Below are 11,847 nucleotides of genomic sequence, written 5' to 3'. Positions count from 1 at the left end.
CGGACTCATGAAGCTCGAGCTCGACCCAATCGCAGACGCGGCCTATTTTGAGATTTGCGATGCAGACGTCGAAACCGCTCGCGAATTGGAGCCCGGCATCATTGCTGATTACGACGACAAAGGCCGCCTCGTCGGTATCGAAGTGTTAGCAATCCGTCAGTGCGGTACAACAAACACCGAATCTCCAGCCATGCTGCCATTAGGCGCCAAACCCCAAGCGCTCGTGACGAAAGACTGTACATGACCCAAACCATCCTCCTCTGCACAGTCGGCGGCTCACACCAGCCCATTTTGACCGCCATTCGCGAGCTTCAGCCGGTTTTTGTGCTGTTCTTCGCCAGTGGACGCGATCAGGGGACCGGGCAGCCGGGGTCCATAGTCACCATCACCGGCAAGGGGCATCCGGTGGAGGTGCGGCGCGCTGGCCAGGTGGTCGAGCATCTGCCGAATATCCCGACCCAGGCCGGTCTGGGTGATGATCAATTTCAAGCCGTGGAGGTGCCGACGGACGATCTGGACCAAGCGGTATCGGCTATGACCGCCGCCATCGCCGAGATCGCCGAACGATTCCCGCGGGCGCGGCTGATCGCCGATTACACCGGCGGCACCAAAACCATGACCGCCGCGCTGGTGATGGCGGCGCTCGATAACGACCGGGTGGAGTTGCAGCTGATTACCGGCAACCGTGCCGATCTAATCAAGGTGCAGGACGGTAGCCAGGCCGGGCTGGCGGTGAGCGCCGAGGAGATTCGCCTGCGTCGCGCCATGCGCGCCTATCTCAATGCCTGGGATCGCTTCGCGTACGGTGAGGCGGCCGAGGGGCTACTGCGTCTGCCGCTGCCGCGCGATCCTGGCTTGCGCGGGGATTTGCAGATCGCCCGCAGCCTGAGCCAGGCTTTTGATGCCTGGGATCGCTTCGACCACGCCGAGGCCAGTGCACTGCTTGAGGTCTATCGCCCGCGCCTCGGCAGTCAGGCCGGCGCTCAAGTCGGGCCGCTGTTTCTGGCGCTCAAGCACCTGTGCGCCGAGGATGACAGCTCGCAGAAGACCCCGGCCCGGCTGTGGGATCTGTGGCTCAACGCCAAGCGCCGCGCCGCCCAGGGCCGCTACGATGATGCCGTCGCGCGCGGCTACCGGCTACTGGAATGGACCGCGCAATGGCTGCTGGCCGGCCGGGGCATCCTGACCGGCGATCTCAAGCCCGAGCAAATCCCCGCAAGCTTAGCGATCACAGCCAACCCTGACGGCAAGCTTCAGGCCGGTCTGCGCAACGCTTGGGAACTGGCAGCGCACCACATTGGCGGCGAGGTGGCGGCCTTTGTCGAGGCCGAGCGCGGCCACATGCTCGATCAGCTCACCAAGCGCAATTATTCCATCCTGGCCCATGGCGACCGTCCCATTGCCCGTGCCGACTGGGAAGCCTTTAGCGGCTGGATGGAACAGGCGCTGATCCCGCTGCTCGGCACCCAAGCCGCGCGCGCCGGGCTGAAAAAGTTCGCGCCCCAGCTCCCGCAAGCGCCGCTATGGACTTAATTCTCATGGTGCGGTGCCACGCGGGCGAATGATTCGCGTGTGATTCACGGTTAGCGGATTCTTACGCGGCCTTGTCGGCACCCAGCAGGTCAAGCGCGAGTTGACTCCAATACTCCAAGGGGCATTGCCGCGCGACGGATGGGGGTAGCCAGTCGAGATCCAGTAATTCCGGTCCGCCGCGTGGCGGCCTTTGGGTGTCGATCTCGACCATCATCGCGATACCCAGGTGGACGCGACCCACGGGGGTCAGGTCTTCATTGATGAGGCCCAACACCCTGACCGGCGGGCAGGCCGTCAGGTCGAGAAGCTCCTCCAGCAGTTCCCGCCGGGCGGCGGACAACAGGGTGTCGAGGAGGCTGTTCGCCGCGTCCTCGACTTCAACATGGCCGCCGATGCCGACGGACCGGAGCCCGTGCAGGCGCTGCTCAGTTCCCTGACGCCGATAACAGGCAAGGCGCGTCCCATGCCGAACCAGGACATAGGGAATGGGTTGCTTATGGCTCGGGTCCTCCTCGGCCGCCGCGCGTGGGAGCCAGACCGGGCTTCGCTGTGCGAGCTGTTCGGCGAGCTCGGTGCTTCCCATGCGCAAGGCGCCGCGCTCGGGCAACCACTGCGCTGGCAAATCGCCGCGGGCAAAGGCCAGGATGTGTCGATCAGACATCGCGTGAAGCCGTTTCGGTCAGCCACTCCATCAACTCCGCCTCGGCGCGGCCAAGTAGCTCGCGGCGGTCCTGGCGGTTGCAAAAGGCGGCCTGAAAACCGTTGCGAATCAATTGTAGTACCTCCCAATAGGTCAGCCCGCCCGGCGTCATCGCCGCGGCCTTATAGAGCTCTTGGCTGGGATCGGTGCGGGAAATCCCGGGATTATCGGTGTTGACCGTCACACGCAATCCGGCGGACAGATAATCGGCCAGTGGATACTGGGTGTCGGGACCTGCCTGGAGCACAAAATCCCGAAATCCGACGATTTGATAGTTGCTACTCGGACACATTTCCACCGCGATGCGACGCTCGACACAGCGCCGCAACAATTCCGGATTGTCGTGCAAGGTCAGGCCGTGGCCAATGCGCTCGGCGCTGAGCTCATAGGTCGCTTCCCAGATATTGTTGACGGGTTGATCCTCACCGGCGTGAATGCTGATCGGAATGCAAGCCTTCAGCAATGGGCGAAAGGCGTCGCGCATCTCCACGGGGGAGCGCTGCTGCTCGTTGCCAGCCAGATCAAAGCCCACGAACCGGCGGCGGAAATCGGCCGATGCCGCACGCAGGTCCTGGGCCAGCTCGATATGCTGAATCGCCTCGCTCATGCGCCGGTGCCGGCTGGCAATGAACAGAAGCCGAATATCGCAATCGGTCTCGTCAGACAGGGAATCCAAAAGGATGTCAACGACTTGCTGGGCGCTCAGTCCGCCGCGCGTGTAGTTGTGGGGGGAACAACGCAGCTCCAGATAGCGCAGCCGGTCGCGCCGGGCCGCGCGTCGCACCATGGCGCAGGCCGCCCGCAGACTGGCTTCGCACTGCAAGAGCGCGGACCCCTGAAGATCCCCCAGCGGCTCGTAAGCGGCGATGCCGATGCCTTGGTAGCGGGCCGGATCGCGCAGGGCGTCGAACACTAGGGCGTCGAGCAATGCCGGGCGGTCGGTGAAGGCCATCAGGAAGCCACAGACGCCCCATGGCTCCTGCGTATCCCACTGTCGAATCTGGCGGAAATCTGGCGTCTGGGCGGTCGCGGCGCCAAGCAGAGCGCGTAGACCGTCCAGATCCTCGGCGGCCGCCAGCGCGCGCACCTGTTTCAGTTGCCGTGCCAGTTCGGGATTCACGGCCTCGCGCTCGCGGACCTGCGCGGCGCTGGTCGTGGCGACTTCGATCAACCCCGCCGCGTCCAGCACGCCGCCGAGGTGACAGTGCAGATCGCTCTTGGGCAGTTGGGCAAGCCAGCCCAGATCGGCTTGGGTACGCGCCGAATCTGCACCAAGGCGCGTGGCGCGCAACGCCTTGACCCGATCAGGTGGCAGCATATAGAGCCCATGGAAGTTACTCTGTGCTTCGGCCTGGCTCACCTGGCAACTGAAGTTATAGATCAGACTGTCGGCTTGCCGGAGTCGGCGCCGCACCTCTTCATAGAGAGGCAGCTCTGGCGGAACCGCGCCACCGGCAGGTGGAACCGGAAAATCCGCTGATCGAATACTGGGATGGACCTCTAGCGCGGCGTTGGGCGGACAACGGCCCAAGGTGACCAAGGGCTGATAGATGTCGGCATAGGGTTTCGGCAAGGGCGCGCAAAAGGCGCCAACATCCTGGTCGGACAGTCGCTCGATACCGGACGGCAGCTGCCGGTCAACCACATGGAGCAGCGCGTCGCAGCCAAACAGCATTCCGGCCTGCTGCATCTCGGCGCTCATTGTTTTGCGACCGCCGGCCAGAGACAGATAGAGTCGGCCATTGCGGGTGACCTCCCGGCCGCGCAGTACAACCCGATAGATCAGATCGGCCATCGCGCGGTTCTCGCGAACACTCGCCAGTTCATCCACTCCAAGCGGGTGCCAGATGTCGATGGGCATTTCAATGCGCGCCGCCCATTCTCGTAGGCGATCAGTGCGCATCTTCTCGGTTGTTACAACCCAAATCCGATTGACCCCGACAATCCCGTACTCCGCTCTCTGGGCGGCAATTTGGGCGCAACTCTCGTGATGCGCATAGAGGTCAAGCTGTTGCGGGTTAGTGAACGCAAACAGCTCCGGCACGATAGACCAGGAAGTGCCCAGGGTGGAGATCAAAAGATGCATTGTTCCGCAAACCGTGCGACCAGCGTTAGCGAGTACGATGTGGTTCAGACTCTGGATGAGAAGCGCTTTGATGTCGCTGCTCGGCGCGATGACGATGTGGCCAAGACCTTCAGCTCAAACCCGGATGCATCCATTTCCGCATCAAAGGATGCGATTCCTTCGCGTCAAAAGCCGAGAAATCTCGCCGAATTCGCCACTTGGTTGGAACAATAGCCGCCAACCGGTCGAACCGTCGAGGACATTCAGCAACAAATTCGTGAAGAGCGGGATGCTTGGACCAGTCGATTTTTTCCTTGTAACGAACGGAGAAATCAGGTTCCGCCTTGAAACTGCCAATGAAACTGCCAATGAAACCGACTTCTCTTGCCTAGGGCAAACCATGCAAGACAGCATCTAGCGACATCGCCCTGAACGTCACCGGCGGGAACAAGCTAATGTCGCTTGCCTTCTTCGAGGCCCTGTGGGGGATCGCCAGCCGCATCCTTTATACCGACACCGCCCACCGCGCGCTCGAGCCCATCCCTGGCAGCCGAATGGAACGGCTGGTCGCGCCCAAGCAATTCTTCACCAAGGGCTCGCCGCGCGGTATTTGGAAAAGCGCCTTGCGTGAACTGGCCAATGCCTCGCTGATCGACTGGCATCGGGATTCCGACACTTTTGTCTTCAACAGTCTCGATGCCGCGCAATTCATCCGCGGCAGCTGGCTGGAAGAATACGCCTATCACACGTTGAAAGACGAAGGCGTGTTTGATGCGCGCATGAGCGTCGAGGGCACCTGGGACCGCGGGCAGACGATTACCAACGAATTCGACGCCCTGGCGTGCCACCTCAACCAGCTGCTGGTCATTGAATGCAAGACCGCCCGCTTTCAACCAGGCCAGAACGACAACGAAATCGCCTACAAGCTTGACAGCCTCGGTGATGACGCGCGCGGCCTGTTTGGCAGCACTTGGCTACTATGCGCCCGCGAGCCGACCGAGATTCTCATTGCCCGCGCCCGCCGCGCCAACATTCGGCTGATTCCGCCTGCAGAACTGGCGAAGCTGCGCGACCTGGTGCGCCAGTGGCGGGGATGATTGTCTAACCAAGCCCCGCAAGCTTGCCGGCGCAGACAAAGCGCCCACGCGGGGTTAGCCTTAACCCCATGCCTCAGCGTCAGCTCTACATCGCCGCCTACGACGTGTCCAGCCCCGCCCGGCTCCAGGACGCGCTGAAAGTCCTCAAAGGCTATGGGTGCGGCTCTTTTGGAACGACGCCAAGCGCCGCAGAATCCAGCGGTTGCGGGCGACGTTTCCGGTCGATGGTGATGGCGCAAGTGAGACATCATGCCGCCACGGGCAAGTCCAGCGGGATCGGTGGTCCTGGATAGTGGCGTCGGTGCTCAGCGAAGTGAAACGCAAGATAGGCCGGCAAGTCCCCACTGATCTTTAGTGAGCGCAGTTTCAGGATCGCCTCGGCGCGGGCCAGCCCCCAACGCGCCCCGGTGAGATCCATGCGATCTTTGACGAGATGGCGACAGGCGCCTTCGATCACACCAGTGGCGATTGGCAGCCCCAGCGCAAGCGCTTGGTCGTATTCGAGGCGCTCGCGGTTGTTGTCGATATAGTCGGCCGCCTTATCGATGGGTTTGCGCGCCGTCTCGCCGAGTTGCTTGCGCGTTGCCGCGCGGCGCAGTCCCACGGCCACGTCGTGGGCGCGACCTTCGAGGATGGCCATGGCGCGCTCCATCACCCACTGCTCGCGCTCCGCGGGGGTCTCGGGAAAGAGCGCATGCGCGGCTTTCCACAGATATTCCAGCACATGGATGAAGTCCTGGATCACCACCACCTCGACCTTGTAGCGCTCGGCCGCGGCTGTGACTTGGCGCAGCAGATCTTCCTGACCGTCACAGAGCACCACCCAGCGGCGGTGCTGATCCGGGTCGCGGCGCATGGCCTCCTCAAACGCCTGCTCGATGACGGTGCGCTGATCGGCCTCCACGCGTGCCCAGGTGCGTTTGTTCTGGACTTCGGGACGTTTGCCCGCGGGGGCTTGTTTGGGATCAAGGATCTGCTCTGGGGTGCGTGGGTAGGGCTCGACCTCATAGACCGAGGCGACGGTGGCCATGCGTTTGCGCTGCTTTTTCTCCCCAGGACTCAGCCGGGTCTGTTGCTTGTGCGCTTGGCGCTCGCGCGCCTTGCGGGTGGCCTCGCGCAAATCGCTGGGGCGCATCACGATGCCCTTGCCGTCAGCACTGATGATCAGGAGGCGTTCGCTCGCTTCATTCGGCTCCTGGGGGACAAAGGGTTGGGCGTAGAAGGCGTCGAAGTCCTGGCTCAGATGCACGGCCACCTCCTCGGCTTGGCGCTTGGCCAGCGTCCCGCCGCCGGCTTGTTCGAGTGCCGCAAGCGCGGCGTCGAAGGAGTTGTTCACGACCTCACCGGCCAGCACCTCGCACAGGCCATGGGAATACCTGCCCGGGGGCAGATTCAGCTCAGCATCCAAGGGGAAGACGCTCTGGAGTCCCCGCGCACCGTAGCCCCGGCGCGTGACGGTCACTTCCCCAAAGCGGGTCTCCAGAAGTCGGGTACAGCCGGCGCGATGATGGGTCCGGGGATAACCATCGGCGCCAATCACGGACGCATACCGCGGTTCCTCTCGCGCTCTTTGTTCCAGGTGCGACTGGACCATCTCACACAGCAGCTTCATGCCGCCCTGTTGCACCAGCGCTTCGATTTCCCCGTGCGTGGCATGTTGGGCTTGCTCCCCGCTCAGCGTCTCAAGCAGTTGGACGAACTGCGCGATCGCCCCCTCGTAGCAATCGAGGCTTGGCAAAGAAATCGTGTAGCATGGCATCGACAGGGTCTCCTCAGGGTCCGTGACAAAAGTTTCGTCCCTTCAGTTTCGCACCCGAGTGGAGGCCCTGTCTTCCCTGTCCTCAGGTTTCTAGCTGGTTAAGCTGTTGTTTTCTAGTCGCTGAGCGTCGTTCTAAAGGAGCCGCACCCAAAGGCTATGCCAGCGGACGGCAGAAATCCGTCTTCGAGTGCTTTCTCACCCCCGCTGAACGCAGCACGCTGCTCGAAGAAATCCAGGCCCTGCTCAATGGCGAAGAAGATCGCTTCATGCTGCTGCGCCTCGAGCCCCGCAGCAAGGTCCGCGTGCGCGGAAAAGCCATCAAACCCGCCGATCCTGCTTACTTTTACGTCGGCTAATTGCGCACACCTGTTCCTCCCTACTGTACACGCTTACCCCGCCAATGACCACTCTCTACCTCGACCGCCGCGATACCCGCCTGAAGCTCGAAGGCCGCGCGCTCGCCATTTACACCGACAAGGAACGTCGCGGCACCGTGCCCCTCAATCTGCTCGAAAGCGTCGTCATGCGCAGCGCCGTCAGCATAGAAAGCAGCCTGCTCGCCAATCTGGCCGACGCCGGCATTGCGATTGTCATCTTTGGCGGACGCAACGCCAGCAAGCTTGCCATCGTCCATGGTCGCAGCGGCAACGACGGCGCCCGGCGCGTCGGCCAACTGCGCCTGACCGACGATCTCGCCTGGTGCCTGACCTGGACCCGCCGTCTGGTGCGCGGCAAACTCCGCCGCCAGCAGCGCCTGATTGTCGCCGCCCTGCGCGAACGCCCCGACCTGCGCCTGACGCTCACCAAAGCCCGCGAGCAACTGATGCAAGCCCGCGCGCACGCCACCGACCCGGTCAGCGCCAGCATCGACACTCTGCGCGGCATCGAGGGCGCTGGCGCCGCAGCCTACTTCAAAGCCTACTGCGGCCTATTCGCGCCCGAGCTGGACTTTACCGGCCGCAACCGCCGCCCGCCGCGCGATCCGGTCAATGCCGTGCTCTCGCTCGCCTACACCCTGCTGCATGCTGAGGCCGTCCATGCCGCCTATGGCGCCGGTCTCGACCCCATCATCGGCTACTACCATACACTCGACTTCGGGCGCGAATCCCTCGCCTCCGACCTGATCGAGCCGCTGCGCCCGCTTGCTGACACTTGGGTATGGGAGCAGTTCCGCACCCGCCACCTGCGGCCCGACCACTTTTCCCGCGAGGGCGACGCCTGCCTGCTCGGCAAGGCCGGACGCGAACACTTCTACAGCGCCTGGCAAGTCTTCGTCCGCCCGCACCGCCGCCTGCTGCGCCGCGCCAGCCGCAAGCTTGCCGGGCGCTTGGCCGAAGCCGCTAACACAGACGCCATCGACCCGGAGATTCCGTTTTGATCGTTCAGACCGCGCACCAACCCAGCGCCGAGACCGTCGAACGCGCGTTCGAACTCGACGCCCGGCCACTCTACCTCGCCGCCGGCAGCGACACCCGCGTCCTGCTCGACGGTCGCGCGCTCAGCATCCAACGCGATGAGCGCGCTGAACAAATCTTTCCACTTGCCCGCATCGGCCGCGTCCATAGCAGCACCCGCGTGCAATGGACCAGCGAGGCTCTGCTCGCTTGCGCCGCGCGCGGTATCAGCGTCATCTTTGTTACCGACGACGGCGAGATACAAGCCCGCCTGCTCGGGCGCCCCGGCGAACGCGACGAACTCCTGCTGCGCTTTACCGAACTCATGCTTCTACCTCATGCCCTTGGCCTTTACGGGCACTGGCTGCGCATCGCCCGCGCCCGCACCGCCTACTGGGCCTGTGCCCGCCTTGGCGCCCCGCAAGGCGCGCGCGACCCGCGCACCGGCCGCGCCTGGATTGAGCACCAAGCCCAGCAATACGCTGGCAACCGCGGTGCCGAGCGCACCCGGCAATGGCTTCGCTCCTTCGCTTACCAATGGATGGCCGCCCACCTGCATGACCTCGGCTTTGGCCACAATACCGAGCTTGGCCAAAGCGGCGAGCCCAGCCTGGCGCGCGACCTCGCCGAACTGCTGATGTGGTACCTCGAACCCGCGCGCATCGGCTGGCTGCGCCGCCGCTTCGACGCCGCCCGCCATCGCCGGCAACCGTTGCGACTCCCTCGTCATTCCGAAACTGCACGCCTGTTTGAATCCCGCGCCGCCCGCGTTGCCCAGCGTGGCCACGACATCACCAACTGCCTCCACCGCTGGCTGGTCAGCGAAACCTGAGGCACCGCCAATGGCCGCCAACCAAATACGTCCCTATCTGCTGGCCTACGACATTGCTGATCGCAAACGCCTCGTCCGGGTGCATCGCACCGTCAAAGGTTACGGAATGCCCCTGCAGTATTCAGTCTTTCTCGTTGTTGGCACCAGCCGCACCCTTGATGAACTGCTCGGCGAGCTCGACGACATCATCAACCCCAAAGAAGACGACATCCGCGTCTACCCCCTGCCGCTCCAATTCGACGCCGACCAATACGGCCGCCAATGGCTCCCCGGTGGCATCGACATCCCCGCCAACGCGGGTCTGACCGACGCCCTCGCCGCCATGGTCAACGCACAAAACATCCGCGTCGGTCGGACTTGACCATCGCTGAAACAAAGGCTAATTTTCAGTCAGGGAAAGCAACAAGCTACCAAATGCACGTGAACTTTTCTGTACACGATATTTCCGTCAGCTGCCCTTGTAAGTATCTGTTTAAATGGCGCTTTCCCGCTCTGGCGGACCCGAACGATGACCCGATTTTTAGGGGATTAAGACGACACCAGAGAATCGTAGATGCTGGGCCGACGAGACCCGAACGATGACCCGATTTTTAGGGGATTAAGACTGGTAAGTATAACATGGTTGCCAATAATAACGACCCGAACGATGACCCGATTTTTAGGGGATTAAGACCGTTGCCGTAGTCAATGGTGGTCGCTACGATTGGACCCGAACGATGACCCGATTTTTAGGGGATTAAGACCGGAGGACTTGGTAGATGTCGTGTAGCATGATGGGACCCGAACGATGACCCGATTTTTAGGGGATTAAGACCGATGGGACGCGCATAGTCTATGGTCATGTCGACCCGAACGATGACCCGATTTTTAGGGGATTAAGACTTTCAGGGCGTAGTTCACTAGGTATGCCTTGAAGGACCCGAACGATGACCCGATTTTTAGGGGATTAAGACGATATCGTCTGGGAGTGATGATACGGTAGTGTGACCCGAACGATGACCCGATTTTTAGGGGATTAAGACACACAGTGCTTCGAGGTACTGCGCAGGATGGACGGACCCGAACGATGACCCGATTTTTAGGGGATTAAGACGCTCGAACCTGAGCGCTTGCTCAATCGACTCTCGACCCGAACGATGACCCGATTTTTAGGGGATTAAGACAATATCGTGCGAGGGGTGTTCTTACCTTTCTTGGACCCGAACGATGACCCGATTTTTAGGGGATTAAGACGCCATGTCGGTCTTTTGCTTCGCCGACAGCTCCGACCCGAACGATGACCCGATTTTTAGGGGATTAAGACACTTCCTCAATCGGCATCTTCTCAATCGCCGAGGATCCGAACGATGACCCGATTTTTAGGGGATTAAGACAAGGCCACGCCATCCACGTGGCCTGAAGTGGCGGACCCGAACGATGACCCGATTTTTAGGGGATTAAGACGATCGATCGAGGATCACTTTCAGGGCGTACTTAGACCCGAACGATGACCCGATTTTTAGGGGATTAAGACTATGCGGGTGAAGGCTTCCTCTTGGGCTGGGGGACCCGAACGATGACCCGATTTTTAGGGGATTAAGACTTTTCCTCCATTGACGCCCCGTCCTTTAAGGTCGACCCGAACGATGACCCGATTTTTAGGGGATTAAGACCGCGGACTAAGGCCACGCCATCCACGTGGCCTGGACCCGAACGATGACCCGATTTTTAGGGGATTAAGACGCCGCTCGCAGCGCGTAGTCCTCATCCGTCATGACCCGAACGATGACCCGATTTTTAGGGGATTAAGACGCAGTGCGGGCACTCTTCATGTCCGCGCGCGTGACCCGAACGATGACCCGATTTTTAGGGGATTAAGACCTGCGCTGCGCCCGTCCTTGGGCGTTGTTGGTCGGACCCGAACGATGACCCGATTTTTAGGGGATTAAGACGGCGCCCGCGCTTGCGATTACGTCTAGCTGGCCGACCCGAACGATGACCCGATTTTTAGGGGATTAAGACGTTTGGAAGCGCCGGTATTAACGGAATCCATTTGGACCCGAACGATGACCCGATTTTTAGGGGATTAAGACGCAGATTTTTGCCAGATGCGATTTGCGTGCGCTGACCCGAACGATGACCCGATTTTTAGGGGATTAAGACGCTATCACCTCGACACCCAACAGATCCATGGCGGACCCGAACGATGACCCGATTTTTAGGGGATTAAGACTTGTTCGAGTCGAGCGCCGGCTCGAAGCATCCTGACCCGAACGATGACCCGATTTTTAGGGGATTAAGACTGCTCGCCGCCGAGGAAGCATCCTTCTGTTGGGACCCGAACGATGACCCGATTTTTAGGGGATTAAGACGCCTGCAGACGGGCATCTCGCTGCCGTCGAAGGACCCGAACGATGACCCGATTTTTAAGGGATTAAGACAAGCTCGGCTTTTGCTTTGTACGCATTTTCTGCGACCCGAACTACGA

General features: G+C 61.5%; 10 protein-coding genes and 1 CRISPR repeat array (1 of these 11 cut by a window edge). Of the genes, 7 read left to right on the top strand and 3 right to left on the bottom strand.

The features are described from left to right. Positions 1–7: 7 nt before the first annotated feature. Together Thiofri_RS20990 and Thiofri_RS20985 are read left to right on the top strand one after the other, a co-directional pair. Positions 8–244 carry a DUF2283 domain-containing protein gene (locus tag Thiofri_RS20990; protein ID WP_009148098.1) on the top strand — a complete coding sequence of 79 codons (237 nt, stop codon included), beginning with the start codon at positions 8–10 and terminating at the stop codon, positions 242–244. After that, the gene (locus Thiofri_RS20985; RefSeq protein WP_009148097.1) at positions 241–1,533 is read left to right on the top strand and encodes a TIGR02710 family CRISPR-associated CARF protein; all 1,293 of its coding nucleotides are present in this window, start codon (positions 241–243) and stop codon (positions 1,531–1,533) included. The genes Thiofri_RS20990 and Thiofri_RS20985 overlap by 4 nt, the downstream gene beginning before the upstream one ends. A 61-nt stretch (positions 1,534–1,594) precedes the next feature. Here Thiofri_RS20985 and Thiofri_RS20980 read toward each other — a convergent pair whose 3' ends face one another. Together Thiofri_RS20980 and Thiofri_RS20975 are read right to left on the bottom strand one after the other, a co-directional pair. Continuing rightward, positions 1,595–2,194 (bottom strand): putative phosphoesterase (MutT family), encoded by a 600-nt coding sequence (locus Thiofri_RS20980; protein WP_009148096.1) that lies wholly within the window; start codon positions 2,192–2,194, stop codon positions 1,595–1,597. After that, on the bottom strand, positions 2,187–4,319 hold the full coding sequence (locus Thiofri_RS20975; protein WP_040855643.1) for a CRISPR-associated ring nuclease: 2,133 nt from the start codon (positions 4,317–4,319) through the stop codon (positions 2,187–2,189). Before Thiofri_RS20975 ends, Thiofri_RS20980 begins: the two co-directional genes overlap by 8 nt. On the opposite strand from Thiofri_RS20975, the gene Thiofri_RS20970 reads away from it, so the two are divergent. After that, entirely contained in the window at positions 4,314–4,532 is a 219-nt protein-coding gene (locus Thiofri_RS20970; protein ID WP_009148094.1) for a hypothetical protein, read from the top strand. The two genes, Thiofri_RS20975 and Thiofri_RS20970, sit on opposite strands and share 6 nt — an antisense overlap. Positions 4,533–4,753: 221 nt before the next feature. After that, positions 4,754–5,395: a Card1-like endonuclease domain-containing protein gene (locus Thiofri_RS20965; protein WP_009148093.1), complete on the top strand. Its 642-nt coding sequence runs from the start codon at positions 4,754–4,756 to the stop codon at positions 5,393–5,395. 247 nt (positions 5,396–5,642) lie between these two features. On the opposite strand, the gene Thiofri_RS20960 is transcribed toward Thiofri_RS20965, so the two are convergent. After that, a complete protein-coding gene (locus tag Thiofri_RS20960; protein ID WP_323705705.1) occupies positions 5,643–7,154 on the bottom strand; it encodes an ISKra4-like element ISThio1 family transposase in 1,512 nt (503 codons plus the stop codon). A 400-nt stretch (positions 7,155–7,554) separates the two neighbouring features. Here Thiofri_RS20960 and cas1 point away from each other — a divergent pair, with 400 nt between their 5' ends. The 3 genes from cas1 to cas2 are packed head-to-tail and all read left to right on the top strand — an operon-like array spanning position 7,555 to position 9,741. After that, the gene (gene cas1, locus Thiofri_RS20950) at positions 7,555–8,532 is read left to right on the top strand and encodes a CRISPR-associated endonuclease Cas1 (RefSeq protein WP_009148089.1); all 978 of its coding nucleotides are present in this window, start codon (positions 7,555–7,557) and stop codon (positions 8,530–8,532) included. Next, positions 8,529–9,380, top strand: a complete 852-nt coding sequence (locus Thiofri_RS20945) for a CRISPR-associated endonuclease Cas1 (protein WP_009148088.1) — start codon at positions 8,529–8,531, stop codon at positions 9,378–9,380. The genes cas1 and Thiofri_RS20945 overlap by 4 nt, the downstream gene beginning before the upstream one ends. Before the next feature lie 10 nt (positions 9,381–9,390). After that, positions 9,391–9,741 carry a CRISPR-associated endonuclease Cas2 gene (cas2, locus tag Thiofri_RS20940; RefSeq protein ID WP_009148087.1) on the top strand — a complete coding sequence of 117 codons (351 nt, stop codon included), beginning with the start codon at positions 9,391–9,393 and terminating at the stop codon, positions 9,739–9,741. A gap of 137 nt (positions 9,742–9,878) precedes the next feature. Then, positions 9,879–11,847: a CRISPR direct-repeat array (repeat unit 37 nt; unit sequence GACCCGAACGATGACCCGATTTTTAGGGGATTAAGAC); it runs 23 nt beyond the window's last position.

This window comes from Thiorhodovibrio frisius (assembly GCF_033954835.1).
GTDB lineage: Bacteria > Pseudomonadota > Gammaproteobacteria > Chromatiales > Chromatiaceae > Thiorhodovibrio > Thiorhodovibrio frisius.
The sequence above is the reverse complement of the archived record's forward strand: the minus strand, read 5'-3'. Positions and strand labels throughout refer to the sequence as shown.